Annotated in this window: 23 protein-coding genes; 13 read left to right on the top strand and 10 right to left on the bottom strand. The window is 63.0% G+C overall.

Annotation, left to right across the window (positions count from 1 at the left end):
* Positions 1–80: 80 nt before the first annotated feature.
* Positions 81–1,283, bottom strand: coding sequence for an integrase core domain-containing protein (locus NGR_RS14945; protein ID WP_012707302.1), 1,203 nt, complete (start codon positions 1,281–1,283; stop codon positions 81–83).
* Between the two features lie 231 nt (positions 1,284–1,514).
* Between NGR_RS14945 and NGR_RS14940 the strand changes: the two genes are divergently transcribed.
* The 4 genes from NGR_RS14940 to NGR_RS14925 all read left to right on the top strand — a co-directional run bounded on the left by NGR_RS14940 (position 1,515) and on the right by NGR_RS14925 (position 4,742).
* Positions 1,515–2,066: a phosphatase gene (locus NGR_RS14940; protein ID WP_012707301.1), complete on the top strand. Its 552-nt coding sequence runs from the start codon at positions 1,515–1,517 to the stop codon at positions 2,064–2,066.
* Positions 2,067–2,325: 259 nt separating this feature from the next.
* Positions 2,326–2,988 (top strand): haloacid dehalogenase type II, encoded by a 663-nt coding sequence (locus NGR_RS14935; protein WP_012707300.1) that lies wholly within the window; start codon positions 2,326–2,328, stop codon positions 2,986–2,988.
* Positions 2,989–3,001: 13 nt separating this feature from the next.
* Complete coding sequence (gene tam / locus NGR_RS14930; RefSeq protein ID WP_012707299.1) at positions 3,002–3,775, top strand: trans-aconitate 2-methyltransferase; 774 nt, start codon at positions 3,002–3,004, stop codon at positions 3,773–3,775.
* 136 nt (positions 3,776–3,911) lie between these two features.
* Complete coding sequence (locus NGR_RS14925) at positions 3,912–4,742, top strand: aldo/keto reductase (protein ID WP_012707298.1); 831 nt, start codon at positions 3,912–3,914, stop codon at positions 4,740–4,742.
* A gap of 63 nt (positions 4,743–4,805) precedes the next feature.
* Here NGR_RS14925 and NGR_RS14920 read toward each other — a convergent pair whose 3' ends face one another.
* Positions 4,806–5,198: a DUF2780 domain-containing protein gene (locus tag NGR_RS14920; protein WP_012707297.1), complete on the bottom strand. Its 393-nt coding sequence runs from the start codon at positions 5,196–5,198 to the stop codon at positions 4,806–4,808.
* Between the two features lie 267 nt (positions 5,199–5,465).
* Here NGR_RS14920 and NGR_RS14915 point away from each other — a divergent pair, with 267 nt between their 5' ends.
* Both NGR_RS14915 and NGR_RS14910 read left to right on the top strand, forming a co-directional pair.
* Complete coding sequence (locus tag NGR_RS14915; protein ID WP_012707296.1) at positions 5,466–7,019, top strand: helicase HerA-like C-terminal domain-containing protein; 1,554 nt, start codon at positions 5,466–5,468, stop codon at positions 7,017–7,019.
* Between the two features lie 103 nt (positions 7,020–7,122).
* Complete coding sequence (locus NGR_RS14910; RefSeq protein ID WP_012707295.1) at positions 7,123–7,335, top strand: alkylphosphonate utilization protein; 213 nt, start codon at positions 7,123–7,125, stop codon at positions 7,333–7,335.
* A gap of 181 nt (positions 7,336–7,516) precedes the next feature.
* Here NGR_RS14910 and NGR_RS14905 read toward each other — a convergent pair whose 3' ends face one another.
* Complete coding sequence (locus tag NGR_RS14905; protein ID WP_012707294.1) at positions 7,517–7,939, bottom strand: organic hydroperoxide resistance protein; 423 nt, start codon at positions 7,937–7,939, stop codon at positions 7,517–7,519.
* A gap of 117 nt (positions 7,940–8,056) precedes the next feature.
* Between NGR_RS14905 and NGR_RS14900 the strand changes: the two genes are divergently transcribed.
* Complete coding sequence (locus tag NGR_RS14900) at positions 8,057–8,548, top strand: MarR family winged helix-turn-helix transcriptional regulator (RefSeq protein WP_012707293.1); 492 nt, start codon at positions 8,057–8,059, stop codon at positions 8,546–8,548.
* Positions 8,549–8,569: 21 nt separating this feature from the next.
* Here NGR_RS14900 and NGR_RS14895 read toward each other — a convergent pair whose 3' ends face one another.
* Positions 8,570–9,331 (bottom strand): L,D-transpeptidase family protein, encoded by a 762-nt coding sequence (locus NGR_RS14895; protein WP_012707292.1) that lies wholly within the window; start codon positions 9,329–9,331, stop codon positions 8,570–8,572.
* A gap of 337 nt (positions 9,332–9,668) precedes the next feature.
* Here NGR_RS14895 and NGR_RS14890 point away from each other — a divergent pair, with 337 nt between their 5' ends.
* Positions 9,669–10,328 (top strand): glutathione S-transferase family protein, encoded by a 660-nt coding sequence (locus NGR_RS14890; protein WP_012707291.1) that lies wholly within the window; start codon positions 9,669–9,671, stop codon positions 10,326–10,328.
* On the opposite strand, the gene NGR_RS14885 is transcribed toward NGR_RS14890, so the two are convergent.
* Positions 10,288–11,223 carry a LysR substrate-binding domain-containing protein gene (locus NGR_RS14885; RefSeq protein WP_012707290.1) on the bottom strand — a complete coding sequence of 312 codons (936 nt, stop codon included), beginning with the start codon at positions 11,221–11,223 and terminating at the stop codon, positions 10,288–10,290. The genes NGR_RS14890 and NGR_RS14885 overlap by 41 nt on opposite strands.
* Positions 11,224–11,561: 338 nt before the next feature.
* On the opposite strand from NGR_RS14885, the gene NGR_RS14880 reads away from it, so the two are divergent.
* Positions 11,562–12,023 (top strand): MmcQ/YjbR family DNA-binding protein, encoded by a 462-nt coding sequence (locus tag NGR_RS14880; protein ID WP_012707288.1) that lies wholly within the window; start codon positions 11,562–11,564, stop codon positions 12,021–12,023.
* Positions 12,024–12,030: 7 nt separating this feature from the next.
* Here NGR_RS14880 and NGR_RS14875 read toward each other — a convergent pair whose 3' ends face one another.
* Positions 12,031–12,651: a glutathione S-transferase family protein gene (locus NGR_RS14875; RefSeq protein ID WP_164924221.1), complete on the bottom strand. Its 621-nt coding sequence runs from the start codon at positions 12,649–12,651 to the stop codon at positions 12,031–12,033.
* 191 nt (positions 12,652–12,842) lie between these two features.
* Between NGR_RS14875 and NGR_RS14870 the strand changes: the two genes are divergently transcribed.
* A complete protein-coding gene (locus tag NGR_RS14870; RefSeq protein ID WP_012707286.1) occupies positions 12,843–13,574 on the top strand; it encodes a DUF4198 domain-containing protein in 732 nt (243 codons plus the stop codon).
* 189 nt (positions 13,575–13,763) lie between these two features.
* On the opposite strand, the gene NGR_RS14865 is transcribed toward NGR_RS14870, so the two are convergent.
* Positions 13,764–14,771, bottom strand: a complete 1,008-nt coding sequence (locus tag NGR_RS14865; RefSeq protein WP_012707285.1) for an asparaginase — start codon at positions 14,769–14,771, stop codon at positions 13,764–13,766.
* Positions 14,772–14,944: 173 nt separating this feature from the next.
* Between NGR_RS14865 and NGR_RS14860 the strand changes: the two genes are divergently transcribed.
* Positions 14,945–15,682: a DUF3750 domain-containing protein gene (locus NGR_RS14860; protein ID WP_012707284.1), complete on the top strand. Its 738-nt coding sequence runs from the start codon at positions 14,945–14,947 to the stop codon at positions 15,680–15,682.
* Positions 15,683–15,921: 239 nt separating this feature from the next.
* Here NGR_RS14860 and NGR_RS14855 read toward each other — a convergent pair whose 3' ends face one another.
* The 3 genes from NGR_RS14855 to NGR_RS14845 form a co-directional block, all read right to left on the bottom strand.
* The gene (locus NGR_RS14855) at positions 15,922–16,929 is read right to left on the bottom strand and encodes an NAD(P)H-quinone oxidoreductase (RefSeq protein WP_012707283.1); all 1,008 of its coding nucleotides are present in this window, start codon (positions 16,927–16,929) and stop codon (positions 15,922–15,924) included.
* Positions 16,930–17,009: 80 nt separating this feature from the next.
* Complete coding sequence (locus NGR_RS14850; protein ID WP_012707282.1) at positions 17,010–18,806, bottom strand: GGDEF domain-containing protein; 1,797 nt, start codon at positions 18,804–18,806, stop codon at positions 17,010–17,012.
* 125 nt (positions 18,807–18,931) lie between these two features.
* On the bottom strand, positions 18,932–19,480 hold the full coding sequence (locus NGR_RS14845; protein ID WP_012707281.1) for an HdeD family acid-resistance protein: 549 nt from the start codon (positions 19,478–19,480) through the stop codon (positions 18,932–18,934).
* A 146-nt stretch (positions 19,481–19,626) separates the two neighbouring features.
* On the opposite strand from NGR_RS14845, the gene betI reads away from it, so the two are divergent.
* Both betI and betC read left to right on the top strand, forming a co-directional pair.
* A complete protein-coding gene (gene betI / locus NGR_RS14840) occupies positions 19,627–20,214 on the top strand; it encodes a transcriptional regulator BetI (RefSeq protein WP_012707280.1) in 588 nt (195 codons plus the stop codon).
* A gap of 210 nt (positions 20,215–20,424) precedes the next feature.
* On the top strand, positions 20,425–21,963 hold the full coding sequence (gene betC, locus NGR_RS14835) for a choline-sulfatase (RefSeq protein ID WP_012707279.1): 1,539 nt from the start codon (positions 20,425–20,427) through the stop codon (positions 21,961–21,963).

Below are 21,963 nucleotides of genomic sequence, written 5' to 3'. Positions count from 1 at the left end.
CCCGCGAGCGGGGCGAAGGGACTTGCCGCGCCGTTTTGTCCAGCCGATAGGTGGGTAACACATTGAACCGGATACATGGGTTACAGTTCTTCCCGTAGCTCGTCCGCAAGACCGACGGCTGGTCGGGGTTGCAAGACGGTTTTGCGGACGAGCCTGCCGCGTTTCTCGTCGATAAAGCCGAGGCGATGGGCGTAGAAGCGCATCGCCCATTCGCCGCTCTCCGTCTCCTCAATGGCGACCACCTCTCCGACCAGCGTGGCCGAGACGTAAATCTCCGCGCCCTGCCATTTGACGGCGCCGTTGTGGCGCACCTTGCGCACCGCGGCCTCGGCCGGATAATCGGGTTCGGGAGGGCTGACCGGCATTTTGCGCGTCGAGACCCGGTAGTGCTCGGCCGGCGTGTCCATGCCGAGCGTCTCGTGCGGTCGCTCCTCATTGTACTCACGCCGAAACGCTTCGAAGGCTTCGGCCTGCGCGGCCCGGTCGGCTGCCGGCGCTTTTGCCAGCGGCAGCATGGTCAGATGGAAGCGCTCGTGCTTTCCGTTTTGCTGCGGCTTACCTGGCGCAATGCGCTCCAGCGTAATCCCCAGCCGCACGAAGCGTAGGGATAGCGGCGTCAGTCCGGTGACACCGGCCGCCGCGAAGGGCGGACCGTTGTCGGTCCTGATGCGGTCGGGCAGGCCATGCTCGTCAAACAGCCGCTCGAACACCGGCCAGGCCTCTTCGTCACCGGTCGAGCCGGTCGCCTCCAGCGCCAGCAGATAACGGCTTTTGACATCCATCACCGTCAGCGGTTCGCAGCGCCAGCCGTCGCGGGTCGTGAACCAGCCTTTGTGGTCGCCCGTCCATACCGCATTTGGCATCGCCGGCTCCGGCCAAGGGCCGTTGCCGGCCCCCTTCCACCGGGCGCGCCGCCGCCCGACCAGCCCGTGCCGATTAAGGATCGCTCCCGCCGTTGAAGCCGACGGCCAAGCCGTCGCCGGGTCCTGTCGCGCCAGCCGCGCAACGATCTTCTTCGGACCCCATAGCGGATGCGCTTCCTTCTCCGCCACGATCCGCTCCACCAGCTCTGCCGCCGTCGCCCGCCCGTGGTTAAGTGGTGCTCGCGGCAGATCCTCCAGCCCCGCAGGACCGCGCAGCTGAAAGCGTCTCAGCCATTTATAGCCCGTCTTGCGCGATATCCCGTAGAGCGCGCAAAGCCCAGCCATCGTCTCCTCGCCGGACAAACATGCCGCAACAAACTTCAGCCGCTCCTCCATGATGCCAGTCTCTCTCCAAACCATCGCCGGTCCTCCCGGCATCTAGAGAACTGTCACCTATGTAAACGGTCCGTTCTGTTACCAATCTATCCGGTTCGGACACGCTGCTCCCCTCTCCCCGTTTTTACGGGGAGAGGGCTAGGGTGAGGGGCAAACCCCTTCACGTCCTGGCATCCGATTTCCGATCCGGGATTTCGATCCTGCCGACGCACTGTTATCCTCATCGTGAGCAAGACGAATCAGGGAGGTTCCGTCATGGCGCTTGCGGCCGAGGTCACGGAAAGCGAACTCTACCGGCCCGTTCTCGGCGCCAATCCGGCGCATCCGAGCGGCTGGCCGGTGCGGGTGATCGTGAGCTCGCAGACGGAGGCCCGGCACAACAGGGCCGATTGGGCGCCGACGCATCTCGTCTCGATCCGCGCGCCTGCAACCCGCCTGCTTTCGATGATCGACCTGCCGCCCGAGCGGCATCTGGAACTTTATTTCGGCGACACGACCGACCCGGATGCGCCGGATGCGGCGCGCGCCGAGGCGGTCGAGTCGACCTTCGCCTTCATCGACGGGCTGCCGAAGGACGCCCAGCTTCTGATCCACTGTCTGAGGGGCATCGGCCGCTCGACGGCGCTGACGCTCGGCATTCTGGCGCGCTACATGGAACCGGAAAAAGCGGCGGCAGCCTTGCACGCACTCCGCCCCGAGGCCAAGCCGAACCGGCATGTGGTCGGCCTCTGCGACGCAACGCTCGGGCTCAAGGGCAGGCTCGCCAAACAAGCGCTGCGGTTTCCGACGAAGGTCTGGAAAGGCTGAGGGATGACGGCGGCAACCGTTTCATTGTGCGGCGCACAAAAATCTGACATGATCCCCTAAAACAAATGGCGAAGCGGCGCGTTTCGTCGCTACAGCGCCGTCCGGCTTAGCAAGACGCACCAAAGGTCGCTGTGGCACTTTGAATTGCTGCATGTTTTTATCCGTAAACCGGCGCCGATTTAAGGAAACATGCAGGAGAACATCGCTTGAGGCTGCCGATCGAAAGCGCCCAGGACGATGATAAAGACGGGAGAGTTCGATGTCCCACGCGGCCTATGTCTTCGATGCCTATGGCACGCTTTTCGATGTCCATGCGGCCGTGCGCCGCCACGCCGAGGCGATCGGCCCGGACGGCCAGGCTTTTTCCGAACTCTGGCGCGCCAAGCAGCTCGAATACTCCTGGGTGCGCTCGCTGATGGGGGCCTATGCGGATTTCTGGCAATTGACCGAGCAGTCGCTGGACTACGCCTTTGCCCGCTTCCCGTCCGCCGACCCGAAGCTCAGGAAGCAGCTGCTCGACGCCTACTGGGCGCTTGATTGCTATCCGGAGGTTCCGGCCGTGCTCAAGGGGCTGAAGGAGCGCGGCGCCCGGATCGCCATCCTGTCGAACGGTTCGCCGGCCATGCTTGCATCGGCCGTCAAGAATGCCGCCCTCGACATCATCATCGACGACGTCTTCTCGGTCGATACGGTCAGGACCTTCAAGACGGCACCGGCCGTCTACGACCTGGTGACGACGCAATACCGGCTCTATCCGCATGCGGTTTCGTTCCAGTCGTCGAACCGTTTCGACATTGCCGGCGCAACCAAATTCGGCTTCCGCACGGTGTGGATCAACCGCGCCGACATGCCGGACGAATACCGGGACTATGGCCCCTCACTGATCCTGCCTTCGCTTGAAAGCCTGCAGTTCGGCATATGAAGGAGCGGCCCAGATGTCCTGGTCGGCAGCGCAATATGTGAAGTTCGAGGATGAGCGGACTCGGCCGGCGCGCGATCTTCTTGCGCAAGTCCCCGATCTCCCCGCCGGTCCCGCCTTCGACCTCGGCTGCGGACCGGGCAATTCGACGCAACTCATCCTCGAACGCTTTCCCAACAACCCGCTCGTGGGCATCGACAGCGACGAGAACATGCTGGAGGCTGCGCGCAAACGCCTGCTCGGCCTGCGCTTCGAAAGGGCCGATCTTATAGGCTGGACGCCGCCACAAGGGGCCGCACTCTTCTTTGCCAACGCCGTCTTTCAATGGTTGCCGAAGCACATCGACCTCCTCGAGCGGCTCGTCGACGCGCTGGTGCCCGGCGGCACGCTTGCCGTGCAGATGCCCGACAATCTCGACGAGCCGTCGCATCTCCTGATGCAGGAAACGGCCGAGGAACGGGCTTTTGCCGCCGCCTTTAGCGGCCGAACGATCCGGCGCGTGCCTCTGCCCTCCCCGAGAACCTATGTCGAACGGCTCGCTCCCAAGGTGGCGCGCGTCGATGTCTGGCACACCACCTACTACCACCCGCTTGCCAGTGCGAATGCGATCGTCGAATGGGTGAAAGGCACCGGCTTGCGCCCCTATCTCGACGCGCTGCCCGCCAACCGGCGCAAGGACTATCTCGCTGCCTATGCCGAGAAGATCCGCAGAGCCTATCCGGCCATGGGCGACGGGCGGGTGCTGCTGCGCTTTCCGCGCCTGTTCATCGTCGCCGTCAAAGCAGCCTGAACGGCCGGCGAAGGGTCCGGCCGTCCGCCTTGAAGCTTCGACCGAGCGCGACAAGTATAGGAAGACGCCTATTGGATGCGGGCGGAAAACGCACACTTTTCCTCATCCCGCTCTAGCCGCGACCAAGGAGCCAGCCATGCATGTAGTCAATTCCAACGGCGCCAATATCCCGGCGCTCGGCTTCGGCACTTTCCGCATGTCGGGAGCCGAGGTGCTTCGGGTCTTGCCGGAAGCCCTGAAGGTCGGCTTCCGCCATGTCGACACGGCGCAGGCCTATGGCAATGAGGCCGAGGTCGGAGAGGTCATTCACACGTCAGGCATTCCGCGTGCCGACATCTTCCTGACGACGAAGGTCTGGGTCGACAAATATCGCCATGACCATTTCGTCGCCTCGGTCGACGAGAGCCTCAAGAAATTGAAGACGGACCACGTCGACCTGCTGCTCCTCCACTGGCCGGGCGGCAGCGACGTGCCGATGGCCGAGCGCATCGGAACGCTGAACGAGGTTCGGGAAGCGGGCAAGGCGCGCCATATCGGCGTCAGCAATTTCAATACGGCGCAAATGGACGAGGCGGTCGGCCTGAGCGAGGCTCCAATTGCGACCAACCAGGTCGAATACCACCCCTATCTCGACCAGGCGAAGCTGCTGCAGGCGGCCCGGCGTCACGGCATGTCGCTGACCGCCTATTACGCCATGGCCAACGGCAAGGTGCCTTCCGAGCAACTGCTGAACGACATCGGCGCCCGCCACGGCAAGACCGCAGCGCAAGTGGCGCTGAGATGGCTCGTGCAGCAGCAGGATGTGATCACGCTGTCGAAAACCGCCACCGAGGCGCGGCTCAAAGAAAATTTCGCGATTTTCGATTTTGCGCTGACCCGGGAGGAAATGGCGGCGATCCGCGGCCTTGCCCGCCCGGACGGCCGGATCGTCAACCCGGCAGGCCTGGCGCCGGTGTGGGACGACTGAGACCAGTGAGGGATGGCTACCCCCTCTGGCCTGCCGGCCAGAGGGGTCTTCGCCGCCAGCCGATCAGACGAACTGGCTGAGACCCGGAACCGAGGCGACCACCTCGTCGACGACCTCCTCGCCCGCCTTTTCCTTGGCATAGGCAATGGTTTCCCGGGCGAGCCCGGTGATTTCGCCCATGCCGAGTCCCTGGCTCATCAGCTGCTGGCCGAGCGCCATGACGCCGCCGCCGCCGATCGCCGACAGCAGACCGCCCAGCAACCCGCCGCCGTTGCCGCCCGCGCCGTTATATTGAGCGACGAGTTCCGGCGCGCCGGGAATCGCCTCGATCATCCGGGCGACCGGGCCTTCGGCCGCTTCGCGCTGCAGGAAGCCGAGGATCATGCCCACCGCCTTCTCCGCCGTCGCTGGCTCCAGCCCGACATTTTCCGCCACCCGCGTGACCAGTTCACTCATGGGAATCTCCTCGTGTAGTTTTTGACGTTGACGTCAAAGTAAATTATCGTTTTCAAAATGACAATAGCACCGGAACACCCATCCGTCCTACGTCAACATAGCTTACGTCGAAGGCTGGCGAGCGCTTGCCTCCCCTACAACCCGTGTTGCCGGGTCACGGCGCACGGCCTATAACAGAACCGAGCAATATTTCGATGACGGACTTTGGACGATATCCGGCAAATGCCCGGTTCCATTGACAAAATCGATTCGACGGAGAGGAATGCCATGCTGCAGGAAGGCAAGCTCTATATCGGGACCAGCCGCAAGCCGGACGATTCGATCAACAAGCCGGAATATCTGGAACTGAAGTTCGCCAACCGCCATGGGCTCGTCACCGGCGCCACCGGCACCGGCAAGACAGTGACGCTGCAGATCCTCGCCGAAGGCTTCTCGAATGCCGGCGTTCCGGTCTTCTGCGCCGACGTGAAGGGCGACCTTTCCGGCATCGGGGCGATCGGCGAGGCCAAGGACTTCCTCGTCAAGCGCGCCGAGCAGATCGGCCTTTCGCCCTATGATTTCCAGGAATTCCCGGTGATTTTCTGGGATCTCTACGGCGAAAAGGGCCACCGGGTCCGCACGACGCTCTCGGAGATGGGGCCGCTGCTCCTGTCGCGGCTGATGAACGCCAGCGACGCCCAGGAGGGCGTCCTGAACATCGCCTTCAAGATCGCCGACGAAGGCGGCCTGCCGCTCCTCGACCTCAAGGACCTGCAGGCGCTGCTGAACTACATGGGCGAGAATGCGAGCGAACTCTCCAACCAGTTCGGCTTCATCTCCAAGTCGTCCGTCGGCTCGATCCAGCGCGAGCTGCTGATCCTCGAACAGCAGGGTGCCGAACACTTCTTCGGCGAGCCGGCGCTGAAGATCACCGACATCATGCGCACCACGAATGACGGGCGCGGCGCCATCTCGGTGCTCTCGGCCGACAAGCTGATGATGAATCCGCGGCTCTATGCGACCTTCCTGCTGTGGCTCCTGTCGGAGCTTTTCGAGGAACTGCCGGAGGTCGGCGATCCGGACAAGCCGAAACTGGTGTTCTTCTTCGACGAGGCGCATCTGCTCTTCAACGACGCGCCGAAGGTGCTTGTCGAACGCGTCGAACAGGTCGTCCGGCTGATCCGCTCGAAGGGCGTCGGCGTCTATTTCGTCACCCAGAACCCGCTCGACGTGCCGGAAACCGTGCTCGCCCAGCTCGGCAATCGCGTCCAACATGCATTGCGTGCCTATTCGCCGCGCGAGCAGAAGGCCGTGAAGACGGCCGCCGACACGTTCCGCCCCAATCCGGATTTCGACTGCGCAGCGGTGATCACCACGCTCGGCACCGGCGAGGCGCTGGTCTCGACTCTCGAGGCCAAGGGGTCGCCGTCTATGGTCGAGCGGACCTTGATCCGTCCGCCGGCCTCGCGGCTCGGTCCGCTGACGGAGGCCGAGCGGCAGAACGTAATAAATGTCAGCCCGGTGCGCGGCCTCTATGACGAGGACTTCGACCGGGAATCGGCCTACGAACTCCTGGCAAAGCGAGCTGAGAAGGCGGCGGAAGCCGCCGAGCAGGCCGAAGCGCAGGCGGCCGAAGAACAGACCGGCCGCGGCCGCTGGACCCTGCCGGGCTTTGGCGACGACGCGGAAGAGGCAACGCAAGGCCGGCAGGCCCGGCCGCGCTCATCCGGCTACCAGCGGGAAACGGTCTTGGAGGCCGCCATGAAGTCGGTCGCCCGCACGGTCGCGACCCAGGTGGGACGGGCGCTGGTTCGGGGCATTCTCGGCAGCCTGAAGCGATAGGCTGGACAAAGCGGCGGATGGGCTTGCGCTCGCGCCTCTCATCTGCTTACGGAGGCGCAGCGACTCGTCATCGGCAAAGCTGCCGCCTCGATAAGGACCGACAATGGACGTCAAGGATTCGAACGGCGCCATCCTGAAGGATGGCGACAATGTCACGCTGATCAAGGACCTGAAGGTGAAGGGAACCTCGACCACGCTGAAGCGCGGCACGATGGTGAAAGGCATCCGCCTGACGGACAATCCGGACGAGGTCGAGTGCCGCGTCGAGAAGGTCAAGGGGCTGGTGCTGCGCACCGAATTTCTCAAGAAGGCCTGATGCGCCCTACAGCGCCGCGCGTCTTGTCAGACGCGCAAGGGTCACTGTTGCACTTCGAATCGCTGCATGTTTATTCCTTAAATCGGCTACGATTGAAGAAAACATGCAGTGGATCCAGCAGTAGGTGAGAAGGCCGGCTGAAGCCCGCAATTGCGGGCTTCATGGTAGCGGCGATTTTCTATCAGGCCACCGACAGTTTCACGTCGACATTGCCCCGGGTCGCATGGCTGTAGGGGCAAACGATATGCGCCTTCTGCACCAGATCCTCGAGCACGGCCTTGTCGACGCCGGGCGAAGAGATCTCAAGCGCCGCATCGATGTAGAAACCCGTGCCGTCGTCACGCGGGCCGATGCCGACCGTGCCTGTCACCTTCGTCTCTTCCGAAAGCTTTACCTTCTCCTTGCCGGCGACGAACTTCAGGGCGCCGAGGAAGCAGGCGGAATAGCCGGCCGCAAAAAGCTGTTCCGGATTGGTGCCGCGTGCCCCATCGCCGCCCAGTTCCTTCGGCAGGGTGAGGTTCACGTCGAGAACGCCGTCGGCGCTCTTGGCTTGGCCGGCGCGGCCCCCGGTGGCGGATGCGGTGGTACGATAAAGAATGGGCATGGCACTTCTCCTTGCTTGTCCGTCGTTGTCGATGCATCTTTCATAGCGCAAAATTAAATTGGGCGCAAATTAATTTTGCAAATTGCATTTAAGGCGTGAATTTGCGACAATATCGGAATGACAACCAAGGTGGCGAAGTCCGAAGACGTATTTCCCGACGAGGCGCTGGCCCTCGGCCAGCAACTTTGCTTTGCCGTCTATTCCGCCACGCATGCCTTCAACCGGGCCTACAAGCCGCTCCTCGACCGCTTCGGGCTCACCTATCCGCAATACCTCGTGCTGCTTTCGCTCTGGCAACGGGATGGCATGACGGTGAAGCGGATCGGCGAGGAACTGGGTCTCGATTCCGGCACACTCTCTCCCCTGCTCAAGAGGCTGGAGGCGGCGGGTTATGTCGGGCGCATGCGCGACCCGGCTGATGAAAGGCAGGTCATCGTCAGCCTCACGGAGAACGGCCGGCGCCTGAAGATCGAAGCTTTCAAGATTCTTGCGGAGATCGGCAAGGCGACGGGCTGCAGCCTCGAGGAAGTCGGAGAACTGCGCGAGGCGCTGCATCGGCTGGCCGAGCGCCTCGCCGACAGTCAGGCCGAGGGCTCGGGAGCCGATTGATCCTTCGAAGGCGCGCGGCCTTCAGATGACGAGTATCGGCGCCTTGCCGCGCACGCGGGCATAGAGATCGATGACGTCCTGGTTGATCATCCGGACGCAACCGGACGAGACGGCCTTGCCGATCGACTGCCATTCCGGCGTTCCGTGGACGCGATAGAGCGTGTCCTGGCCGTTCTGGAAGATATAGAGCGCCCGCGAGCCGAGCGGATTGTCGAGGCCCGGCGGCATGCCGCCGTTGTCGGCCGAATATTTGGCCAGCACCGGCTGGCGGGCGATCATCGAATCCGGCGGCGTCCACTTCGGCCACTTCTGCTTCCACTGGATGACGCCGCGCCCAGACCAGGCGAAACCTTCGCGGCCAAGGCCCACGCCATAGCGCGTGGCGCTGCCGCCGGATCCGATCAGATAGAGGTAGCGATCGGCCGTATCGACGACGATCGTGCCGGGCGCCTCGCCGAAAGGATCACTGACCTCCTGACGATAGAAGCGCGGATCGATCTGGCGATAGGGCACCGCCGGTATCAGAAAGCCGCCATCCTCCCTTTCCGCATAGACATCGGCGAAATAGGCGTCCTGCGGCGGCAGCCCGGTCAGCGGCTCTTCGAGCATCCCCGGGTCGGCCCAACGGTTTTCGAACTCCGGATTGCGGTATACCGGCATCGTTTCCTGGCGAAACCGGTCGGTGTTCATCGACGACGTGCAGCCCGCAAGCCCGGCGGAAGCGATTGCGAGTCCGGATGCGCGGAGAAACTGGCGGCGGGAAAAGACAGGCAGCGATGACATCGAACTCTGATCGGTTTGAGTGCGGCACGGAAGGAGAGCGGATCACGATGATCTTGCACCGAAGCAAGAGCCATCTCCGTGATCGATATCGACAAGTCGGAGCAGGACGCAAGCTAAAACCGCTCTTGCGATCTCACTCCACGTTTGCATTTACGGCTGGATCCAGACTTGCGCCAGTAAATACGCAATCACGATTGTGGTACCGTGTTTTACAACCGAGCCTGCCTTTCAAACCAAGCCTATCAAAAGAATTCATGCGACACATCAGGGCGGGCGGCTTCAGCAGGCATCCACAATTGCGTATGCAATCGTGGCATTGCCAACTGAGGAGACCGAGATGCTGACTATTTATGGGGTGTATCGCTCGCGCGCATCGCGCAACTACTGGCTGGCCCGCGAACTCGGCATTCCCTTCAGATCGGTCCCGGTCATCCAGGCGCGGCGCCTCGCCGAGCCTCTGGCCGCAGATGCGCCAATCAACACACGCACACCGAGCTTCCTCGCCGTCAATCCGATGGGCCTCATTCCGGCGATCGAAGACGACGGACTGGTGTTGACCGAGTCGCTCGCCAACAATCTCTATCTCGCCCGCAAGCACGGCGGGCCGCTGGCCCCGGCCGACATTGCCGAGGAAGGGCAGATCGGCAACTGGACGATGTGGGCGGCGACCGAAGTCGAGCCGCATGCGGTGAAGATCATCCTCGCCCATGACGACGGTATCGAGAACACGCCTGGCGGCCGGGATTTGATCGCCACCTGTGTGCGGTCGCTCGAAAAAGCCTTCGGCCGGCTCGAGACGCATCTCGACGGCCGCGACTATCTCGTCGGCAGCCGCTTCACGGTTGCCGATCTGAACCTCGCAGAGGTATTCCGCTATACGATGAGCCAGGCCGCGCTCTTCGAACGGCACCCGCGCGTCAAGGCATGGCTGGCGCTCTGCCAAGCGAGGCCGGCCTTCAAGGCGATGATGGAAGAACGGCTGAAGGAGCCGGAATAGCAAAGAGCTGCCGCATCCCCTCCTCCACCTCCTCGCGCACCCATCGCTTGAAGGCGAGCGCCGCCTTGCCTTCGCGCCTCGAGGCGGAGGTTACGAAATAGTGGCCGAAGCCGGTCTTGGCGCGGATGCCGAAAGGCGCCAGGAGGCTGCCCTTCGTCACGGCATAACCGGCAAGCGTCTGCCAGGCGAGCATGACTCCTTGGCCGGCAATGGCCGCATCGAGCGCCAGCGACGCATCGTTGAAAGTGTGGCGCACGGTCATCTCGGCGCCGGAAAGGCCGGCCGTCTTCAGCCACACTTCCCAGGAGAACATGGCGTGCTCGTCGATGACGGCCGGCAGCTTCAGGATGTCCGCCGGATCGCGCAGCCCTGCGGCCAGGGCCGGCGAGCAGACGGGAAAGACCTCCTGCTCCAACAGCAGTTCGGCCAGCACGCCCGGCCAATGCCCCGCGCCGACGCGAATGGCGAGATCGACATCGGACGTATCGAGATTGACGAGCTTCGTGGTCGCATCGATTCTCAGCCGGACTTCCGGATGGCGGTCGGCAAAACGATTGAGCCGATAGACCAGCCAGCGCGCCGCAAATACCGGCGCCACCGAAACCGTCAGCACCGATTCGTCGCGACGTCGGGCCTCGGCGACCGCTTCGGCAAGCTCCGCAAAGGCGCTTGAGAGCCGCACCAAAAGCAAGCGGCCCGCATCCGTCGGCACCAGCCCCCGTGGCGAGCGCTCGAAGAGTGTCCGACCCAGCTGCGCCTCGGTCTTGGCAATCTGCTGGCTAACGGCACCGGGCGTCACGCCGAGTTCTTCCGCCGCGGCCGCAAGCGAACCCAGCCGCCCGGCCGTCTCGACGGCGCGCAACCCGTTCAGATGGACCGTGTTGATCTCTCTCATATAGATTTTCTAAATGAAGCAAGCGGCAATCTCAATTGCAAAATTGCCCGGTCAGGCAGATGCTCCTTATGACTTCTCCAGCTCGACTGACAAAATTCTATGGAAATCCAATGCAATAACCCCGGCCGCGTATCCATGTGAAGACATTCGCAGGTGCCGTGCATACCGAATGGAGAGCCCGCAATGACTAAGCTTTTCTCTATTCTCAGGCTGACCGCAATCCGTCGAGACGACCGTGGCGAAGCGTCTGCCGCTTGGTCGCGTGATCCGCTTCAGCATCCCGATCTTGCCCGCATGGCTGAGCGCGAGCTTGCGGATCTGCCCTTCCCGGGCTGGCCATGGCCTCGCGCGACGTCAAGCAAAGCTTGCGACTGCGCCTGATCGACGTCACAGTTCCGGTGCAAATCCGGCTTTGGCGAATGACGGCTCACCCGATGGTGCAGGAGATCGAAACAGGCTTTGAACGCGTCCGGTGTCTTGCCGAAGCGGCAGGACTGCCGGAAACGACCGTCGGCACGTCTTACGGCACGCCGGCGCTGCTCGTCAAAGGCAAGAGCTTCGTGCGCATGAAGGACGCCGAAACGCTCGTCGTCATGTGCGCGCTCGAAGAGAAGGAAATGCTGATGGAACTCGATCCGTCGCTCTTTTTCGAGACCGATCACTACAAGGGCTGGCCGGCAATGCTTGTCCGGCTCGCCGCCATCGACGATCAGGCGCTGACGCAGCGGCTGATCGCCGCCTGGCGGCAAAAGGCGCCGAAGCGGCTCGCCGCCAGCTTCGACGCCGCGAGCTTACCCTGATACAGCCTTATGACCGCACGACTTGCAAGACCTTGGCGACCGCCGGACGCTCGGTCATCCGGTTGCGATGGCCGAGGATCTTCGGGAACTGTGCGGGATCGACGCCGTCGCCTTCGAGCCAGCTTGCGATCGTGAAGAGATAGGGATCAGCAATCGAGTAATTCTCGCCCATCACGAAGGGACCGGCAAACATGGTTCCCTCGATCATGGCGAAACAATCGGCCATGTTCTTCGACACCTTCGCCTTCATCGCCTCATGGGCGGCCGGATCGTCCGCCCAGCGCGCACCGCGCCGGCCATGCGCATGGGCGACGTGTACCGTCGAGCAGAGATAGCTCAGGAACGACTGCAGCCGGGCGAACTCGAACGGATCGTCAATCGGCGCGAGTCGGGCACCCGGAAATGTCTGGGCGATATAGACGAGAATGGCCGGCGTTTCGGTGAGCGTGCCGCGGTCCGTCGCCAGAGCCGGCACGCGGCCCTTCGGATTGATGGCGAGGTATTCGGGCTTCGTCTGTTCGGCCTTTGAAAAGTCGACGCGATGCGCCTCATAGGCGGCCCCCGCCTCTTCCAGCGCGATATGCGAGGCGAGCGAGCAGGACCCCGGCGTATAAAACAGTTTCAGCATCATCATGGTCCTAGATCGTGGTTCTCGAGCGGACGCGGGTGAATCGACCACAGGTTTCGTCACCTGCTCCGACGGCACACAGTTGCGGCTGCAAGTCGTGCCGCAGAAGAGATGAAATCGAAAGAATTGACAAGGCCCGGAATTTCCCATTAACAAAGCGTGTTACGTTATAACATTATGAGGATCTGCTTATGAAGACTCTTGCCTCCCTCCTGGCGGCCGCCGGCTTGGTGCTGGCGACGGCGGCGCCGGCCCTTTCGCACGGCGCCTGGGTAGACGAACGTTGGGGCGAACTCGCGGTCATTTATGGCCACGGCGCCGGAGACGACGGATACGACCCTGCGAAGGTCGTCAAAGCCACGGCAATCGCTGCAGACGGCAGCGAGTTGCCGCTGAAAATGCAACCGGCGGCAAACTATATGCGACTGGAGCCCAATGGCGAACCGGCATTGATCGCGCTGGAATTCGACAACGGCTATTGGAGCGAAGGCGCCGACGGGAAATGGCTGAACAAGCCGAAGAACGAGGTGCCCGGCGCCCGCCGTGCGACCCGTACGATCAAGAACAGCATCGCTCTCATCCATGCCCACGACACGCTGCCTGCCTTGCCGCCGCAGCCGCTGCAGATCGTTCCGCTCGACAATCCGATCGGCCTGAAGCCGGGCGAGACGTACCGCATTCGGGTGCTCTTCGAAGGCAAGCCGCTCGAAGGCAAGCAAGTCGTGCTCGACTATGTCGGCCTGCCGGAACTCGTCTCGGCGAAGACCGACGCAAAGGGCGAAGCGGAGGTGACGCTGCGCAATGCCGGGCTGAACGTCTTGGCGGTCAGCCACGACGTGCCGCTCGACGGCAGCAGCGCCGCCGACGAGACCGGTTACACGGCGACGCTGACCTTCGTCGCCGAACCGCACGTGGATGAATGATCGCCTCCTGCATGTATCCTTAAATCGTAGCCGATTTAAGGAGAAAAACATGCAGCGATTCAAAGTGCTACAGCGTCCTTAGTGCGTCTGAAAAGACGCACGGCGCTGTAGTGCCGGCGGGATATCCGCCGGCATCCCCCTCACGCCGCAAGGCCGGCGCAGCCGGGAACGCCTTGGACAGTTTCGGAACTACGAGGCAAAGGCTTCCGTGACGCGGACGTCGCCGACATGGATGCCGTTCCAGTTGCTCATCGAATGGTTGGCCTGCGCCATCAGCGCCGCCTTGACCTCCGGGTCTTCCGCGAAGAAACGCGCCAGCGTCGCCGCGACCATCGATTCGGCGGCGCGGGTCGTGCCGTCCTCGCATTTGACGGCGATGCCGATACCCTTTTCCGGAATCACCGCGCAGAACACGCCCTCGGCACCGGTCTTGGCGAAGACGCGCCCCGGCGCCGCCTTCATCAGCCGCGTGCAGGTGCGATCGGTGCCGGCAACGTAGAAGGGCTCGGCCATGCAGGCTTCGATCAGCCGCTTCGAGGCGCGCGCCCGCTCCGCCGCCAGACCCACGCCGGTCGCCATGCGGGCGAAACCATGGGCAAGGCCCTTCATCGGGACGGCATAGGTCGGGATCGAGCAGCCATCGACACCGCAGTTGTCACGGGTGAGAAGCCCCCCCGTCAGGCTCTCCATGATGCCGCGGATCTCCTGCTGGATCGGGTGATCGTAGCCGGCATAGCCTTCGACCGCGGTGCCGGAATGGCAGCAGGCGCAGATAAAGCCGGCATGTTTGCCGGAACAATTGTTGTGCAGGGCGCTCGGCTTTTCCAAGGTGCGCGCCTGGGCGATGAGGTTCTTCTGGTAGAAGGACCAATGGGCGCCGCATTCGAGCGCGCTGACGTCGCGACCGGCGGCGGAAAGCATTTCGGTGGCGAGTTCCACATGTTCCGATTCCCCGGAATGCGAAGAACAGGCAAGCGCCAACGCCTTGTCCCCGAAGCCGTAGGCATCCGCAGCGCCGCTTTCCACCAGCGGCAGCGCCTGCATGGCTTTGCAGGCCGAACGAGGGAATACGGCACCGTCCGTGTCGCCGAGCGCGAACAACGTCTTGCCATCGCCGTCGACCGCGATGACAGTGCCTCGGTGGCGGCTTTCGACCAGATTTCCGCGCGTCACCTCGACCAGAACGGGATTCGACATGTCTTGCCCTCAATTTTCTCTTGCATGTATCCTTAAATCGTATCCGATTTAAGGATAAAGACATGCAGCAACTCAAAGTGCTACAGCGACCTTTGTGCGTCTGACAAGACGCACGGCGCTGTAGGTTGGGCTATGCATCTAGCAGGAATCCACCGGCAGAAAAGACATTGTCGATGAAAATCCTCCGCAGGCTGCTCCTCGTCTTCGCCGTCATCTACCTGCTTCCGGCGCTTGCCTCGGCAGGGCTCTGGTACTTGAAGGAGCGGCCGCAGAGCTGGCGTGACGCGGACTGGTCATCGGCCGGCATGCTTCCCGAGCCCTCCGCCAGTCCCGAGGCGGCCATTTACGTCTTGTCGGCAACGACCGGCGGCATGAAGGGCGCCGTGGCGAGCCACGCATGGATCGTCACGAAGGACGAAGGCGCATCCGGCTACAACCGATACGAAAAGGTCGGATGGGGCCGGCCGATCCGCAAGAACGCCTATCAGGCAGATGGCCGTTGGTATTCGAACGCGCCTCGCATCGTCACCGCCGCCACAGGCGAAGAAGCGAAGCGGCTGATCCCGAAAGTCGAGCAGGCGATCGCTGCCTATCCCTATTCGTCGCCCGGCGCCTACCGGCTCTGGCCCGGACCGAACTCCAACACCTTCGTCGCGTATGTGCTGCGCGCGGTGCCCGAACTCGACGCCGTGCTGCCGCCGGATGCGGTCGGGCGCGACTATCTGCCGGAAGGCAAACTGTTCCAGATCGATGCGGACGGCCGCGACCTGCATGCGACGCTCTATGGCGTGGCCGGCATTTCGGCCGGCTGGCGCAGCGGCCTGGAACTGCATTTCATGGGGCTGGTGGCCGGGATCGATATTGCCAGACCGGGCATCAAGATACCGGCGATCGGCCGGCTCGGAATCTGACCGAAAAGGAAAAGGGCCGCGTTAGCGACCCTTCCATGAGTTTTGGCCTTATGAACTGGCTGGGCCGGGCGGGCCCTAGGAAGGTGGGGATCAAGCCGAGGGCTGCCTCGACTCCTTCACCTCTCCGATGCCTGTCACGAGGTCCGAAATCTCATTAGACATTGGATCACCTTCCTTTCTGTTGTTGCCGATAGTCCCAAGGTAGGCGATGTCCGCGGCAATACAAGGGCGACCATCGTCTAATCCCCGGCGATCCTGATCACGATTTTGCCGATGTGGTCGCCCTCTTCCATCAGGCGGTGGGCATCCGAAATCTCTTCAAGGGGCAAGACGGCATGAATGACCGGCGCCACGTCGCCCGCCTCCAGAAGCGGCCAGACCCGTGCAACAAGTCCGTCGCGGATCGCCTGCTTTTCCCCCGTCGTCCGCGGTCTTAAGGCGGATCCCATGACATGCAGCCGCTTCGTCAGGATCGCAACGATACTGGCGTCCTCGACGCGCGCGCCACCGAGAAAACCGATGATCGACAGGCGCCCGTCCTTGGCGAGCGAAGCGAGGTTGCGGCCGAAATACCGCCCACCGACCATGTCGAGGATGACATCGACGCCGCGGCCTCCGGTCGCTTCGAGGACGGCGGCCTTGAAGTCCTCCTCGCGGTAATTGATCGCGTGCTTCGCTCCGAGCGTCTCGCAGGCGGTACACTTCGCGGCACTGCCGGCCGTCGCGAAGACCTCGGCGCCAAGGGCCCTGGCGAGCTGGATCGCCGTCGTGCCGATGCCGCTCGAACCGCCATGAACGAGGATGGTCTCGCCGGCCTTCAGGCCGGCCATGTCAAAGACATTAGCCCACACCGTGAAGAAGGTCTCCGGCAGCGCCGCGGCCTTGACCGCGTCATAGCCCTTCGGCCAGGCAAGCGCCTGCGTCGCCGGCACCGCGCAAAATTCGGCATAGCCGCCGCCATTGGCAAGCGCGCAGACCTTGTCGCCCACCGCGAAACCCGCTGCCCCGTCGCCGAGGTCGGCCACCTCGCCGGCGACTTCCAGGCCGAGAACGGGGCTCGCGCCGGGCGGCGGCGGATAGTCTCCCTTGCGCTGCAGGACGTCCGGCCGGTTGACACCGAAGGCCTCGACGCGGATCAGGATCTCGCCAGCCTTGAGTTCCGGCAGCGGCCCCCGCGCCAAAACCATGTTTTCCGCGCCACCCGGGCTCGGCAGGTCGACATAGGTCATTTCGGTCGGAATGGTCATGGCGGTAATCCTCGCAAAGGAAGCATGCCGCCTATACCTATAGTCCGCTCGCAGTTCCGGAAAGCCGTCACTCGCCCGTTTCATTCCCGAGCGATCAACTCCAGGACCAACCCGGTCTCGCTAGCCTTGGCGCGCGCCTTTATCTCCGCGATCCGCTTGCTCACCGTCTGGCCGTCGGAAAGGATGAAGCCCTCCGGAAGCGCCAGGACCGCGATGGAACAGCGCATCAGCGGGAAGTCCTTCGCGCCGCCATCACGACCATAGCCGCTGATCCGTCCCGCTGCCTGGTGCTCCGGCGAGTAGAGCTGGCGGACGCCAGAGCGAAAATCATCGATAAGGCGTGTCAGCTGGGCGCGAAGTTCCGCTTCGGCGAGGCCGCCGACGCCGACGAAGAAGTCGTCGCCGCCGACATGGCCCAGGAACTTCTCCTCGCCGATGAAATGGCGCCGCAGCAGCGCGGCGAACAGGGTAATCGCCAGGTCGCCCTTCTGGAAGCCGTAGGTGTCGTTGAAGGGCTTGAAGTCATCAAAATCGCAATAGCAGAAATAACGCGTTTCATCGCCGTCGAGAACGGCGTGCTGGACGTAGTCGCGGATCGCCCGATTGCCCGGAAGGCCGGTCAGCGGGTTCTGCTCCTGCGCCCGTTTCAATTGTTTCTCGTTGATGATCTTCAGGAGCGACGAGGCCGAGAGAATGCCGGCATAGCGCATGTTCTCCGTCAGGATGACGCAATCGCTGCCGTCCATGCCGGCGAAGATCTTCAGCATCTCATCGGCCGGCGTGTCGAGATCGGCGATCGGTGCAGGCGTGACGAAGTGCGAGATGCGACGCTGATAGATGCGGTTCTTCAGGAGATCGCGACCGAAGGGATGATAGATCATCTCCTTCACATGGTACTCGTGCAGGATGCCGCGCGGCTCGCCATTGGCATTCAGCACCGGAAAGAACGCCTGGCGCGGATTGCGCCGGAAAAGGTCGAAAACGGAATCGAGGTCGTCGCTTTCCCTGACCGTTGGCAGTTGTTCGATCTCCTTGCGGATCAGGATGCTGTCCAGCGTCGACGAAAGCCGCCGGACGCCGCCCGGCTCGAGATGCGGATAGGCGGTCTGCAGTTCATTCAAGTGCGTCGTCGGGCGAGCGATGAAATAGCCCTGCATCAGGTCGCAGCCGAGATCGCGACAGACGAGAAACTCCGCCTCCGTCTCGACGCCTTCGGCAATGACCCGTGTGCCGAGGACATGCGCCATGTTGACGGCATGACGCACGAGATGGCGCTTGCGGGAATCCCGCTCGATGCCGGAAATGAAATGCCTGTCGATCTTCACATAGTCGACCGGCTGGTCGCACAAGAGCTTCAGCCCATTGAAGCCGGCGCCGAAATCGTCGATCGCCAGCTTGAAGCCGGCAAGCCGCAATTGCCGGACCAGCGCCGAGAAGTCGGGCATCTTGCCGCCGTCGAAGCGCTCCGAGAGCTCGAAGCAGAGCGCCGAGGGGGCGATATTGGCACGCTTCAGATGGTTGACGAGCCGCTCGACGATGTCCCCCTCGCCGCCGACCAGCCGCGAATCGAAATTCAGGAAGAGCGTCCGTGCGGCATAATCCGGGAGCGTCGCGAAGGCGGCGACGGCGCGGCTGTTGATCAGATGCTCGAGGGCCAGCAATTGCCCAGCGCCCTCCGCCTTGTCGAGCAGTTCGAGCGGCGAGGCGAAGCCCAGGCGCTCGAAGCCGCGCACCAGTGACTCATAACCAAACACCGCGCCGGTGGTCGCTTCGACGATCGGCTGGAAGGCGTTTTCTATGACGAGCTTGGCGAGCGTGACGATCTGGTCGTCGCCGAAGCGGCGAAGCGACAGAATTTCTGCAGGGGCGGCAGGCATGCCGGGCTCCAGGATAGGACATACGGACGCGCCAGCATCGGCGGCAAGCGTCAATGAAGTCTTTCGCCAATGTGAAAGTTTTATGAAGGTCGTTTCGGGGCGATATCTGGTGTCCGGGCAGCCGACTAGCTCTTGACGAGTACGCCGAAAGCGATCAGCGCCAGTCCCTGCATGACGAGGTCGACCGCCAGGAACAGGCCAAGGATCCAGAGGCTGTTGACGGGCCAGCCGGCGGCGATGACGAGACCGGCAATGAGCGTCACCAGGCCGCCGATGACGATCCAGCCCCAGCCGCCGAGCGGACTGAGCCGGAAGCCGACCCAGATCCGGAAGGCGCCGGCAATGATCAGGGCGATTGCCATGAGGATGGTCAGGATCGACGAAGCGAGCAGCGGATTGACGAAGGCGAACAGGCCCGCCGCCGCATAGAGACCGCCGCTCAGCACCCAGAAGAGAAAGCCTCCCCAGTCCTTGACCTGATAGGCCTGAGCGAGATTGAGCAGGCCGCCGATCAGCATGATGAGGCCGACATAATAAACGGAGGCGACCGTCGCCATCAGCAGATTGCCGAAGGCGATGCCGCCGGCCATGATCAGCAGCACGCCGAGCGCTACGAACCATCCCCACTTCGCGGCCACGTTCTGTCTTCCGGCGGGATCGAACGTGTTGGTCATTTCAACCTCCAGTCCTGGCGACGAGCACAAGCGCTTCCTCATGATTGAGCCGGATTTCCCAGCAAAAAGAAAGGAAAAAGCATGCGAATTTTTATTGATTGATGCATCAATCAAAAATAGATTGCCTCTTGAAGGAGCGCGAGAAGATGCCGAAAATCGGGATGGAACCGGTGCGCCGCAAGGCGCTCGTCGACGCGGCGCTGCGGGTGATCGGCGATCAGGGGACCGTTGCCGTCACCATGTCGGACATCGCCCGCACCGCCGGCGTCTCGGCGGCGCTCGCGCATCATTACTTCGGCAGCAAGGAGCAATTGCTGATCGCGACGATCCGCAGCCTGCTCGGGCAGTTGCGCCACGATGCCGTCACAGCACTGAGGGCGGCCCCGACGCCGCGGGAAAAGGTGAGCGCGCTGATCCGCGTCAGCTTCCGGGCCGACCAGTTCGCACCTGAAACGGTCGCCGCCTGGCTCGCCTTCTATTCGGAAGCGCAGCGCTCCGAGGACGTCCGGCGGCTGCTCGTCGTCTATGCGCGGCGGCTGCGCTCCAATCTGCTCGCCAGTCTCAAGGCGCTCTGCCCTGCCGATGACGCCGAACGCATCGCCGAGGGCGCGGCTGCGATGATCGACGGTCTATACATACGTCAAAGTCTGAGATCGGCCCCGATCAGCATCGAGGCGTCGATCGCGCTGACGGAAGATTATGTGAATGCGCATTTGCGGGCGGGTGGAGGCTGAGTTGGAGACTGCCCCCATTTCGATGATGCAGCCGACCGCCCCTCATCCGGCTGCCGCCACCTTCTCCCCGCGCGCGGGGAGAAGGGATATGCCGCGCCGCCTAAGTCCCCTCTCCCCGCATGCGCGGAGAGGGCTAGTCCTCGGGTTAAACCCGAGGAGAGGGGCAACGCCCGAGATAATCTTAAAAGCAACCTTCGAGGAACGGACAGCATGATCGCCAGGAAGCCGAATATCCTGATCCTCATGGTAGATCAGCTGAACGGGAAGTGCTTCCCCGATGGCCCGGCCGATTTCCTGCATGCGCCCAATCTCAAGGCGCTGGCGGGGCGGTCGGCGCGCTTCCGCAACAACTACACGTCCTCGCCGTTATGTGCTCCCGCCCGCGCGTCCTTCATGGCCGGGCAGTTGCCGAGCCGCACGCGCGTCTACGACAATGCGGCGGAATACCAATCGTCGATCCCGACCTATGCGCACCACCTGCGCCGTGCCGGATACTACACGGCGCTCTCCGGCAAGATGCATTTCGTCGGGCCGGACCAGTTGCACGGATTCGAAGAGCGGCTGACGACCGACATCTACCCGGCGGATTTCGGCTGGACGCCGGACTATCGCAAGCCCGGCGAACGCATCGACTGGTGGTATCACAATCTCGGCTCGGTCACCGGCGCCGGCGTCGCCGAGATCACCAACCAAATGGAATATGACGACGAGGTGGCGTTCCTGGCGAACCAGAAACTCTACCAACTCGCCCGCGACAACGACGACGAAGCCCGCCGTCCCTGGTGCCTGACCGTCTCCTTCACCCATCCGCACGACCCCTATGTGGCGCGCCGGAAATTCTGGGACCTCTACGAGAACTGCGAGCATCTTCGGCCGGAAGTGGGCGCCCTCCCCTTCGACAGCCAGGATCCGCATTCGCAGCGCATCATGCACTCCTGCGACTACAAGAACTTCGAGTTGACCGAAGTAAACATCCGCCAGTCGCGCCGCGCCTATTTCGCCAATATCTCCTATCTCGACGAGAAGGTCGGAGAACTCGTCGATACGCTGACGCGGACCCGGATGCTCGACAATACGCTCATCCTTTTCTGCTCCGACCATGGCGACATGCTCGGCGAGCGTGGTCTCTGGTTCAAGATGAACTTCTTCGAGGGCTCGGCACGCGTGCCGCTGATGATCGCCGGCCCGGGCGTCGCACCGGGACTGCACCTGACACCGACCTCGAACGTCGACGTGACGCCGACGCTTGCCGCCCTCGCCGGCATCTCGATGGATGAAGTGCAGCCCTGGACGGACGGCGTCAGCCTTCTGCCGATGATCAACGGGATAGAACGCACCGAGCCGGTGCTGATGGAATACGCGGCGGAGGCTTCCTACGCGCCGCTCGTCGCCATCCGCGAAGGCAAGTGGAAATACGTCCATTGCGCGCTCGATCCGGACCAGCTTTATGACCTCGAAGCCGATCCGCTGGAACTCACCAATCTTGCGGAAAATCCGCGCGGGCCCGTCGATCAGGCGACGCTCACCGCCTTCCGCGACATGCGCGTGGCGCATTGGGACATGGAGGCCTTCGACGCGGCGGTGCGCGAAAGCCAGGCGCGGCGCTGGGTGGTCTACGAGGCGCTCCGCAATGGGGCCTACTACCCCTGGGACCATCAGCCGCTGCAAAAGGCATCCGAGCGCTACATGCGCAACCACATGAACCTCGACAATCTCGAGGAATCCAAACGCTATCCGCGGGGAGAATGA

Source organism: Sinorhizobium fredii NGR234, from assembly GCF_000018545.1.
GTDB classification, from domain to species: domain Bacteria; phylum Pseudomonadota; class Alphaproteobacteria; order Rhizobiales; family Rhizobiaceae; genus Sinorhizobium; species Sinorhizobium fredii_A.
The sequence above is the reverse complement of the archived record's forward strand: the minus strand, read 5'-3'. Positions and strand labels throughout refer to the sequence as shown.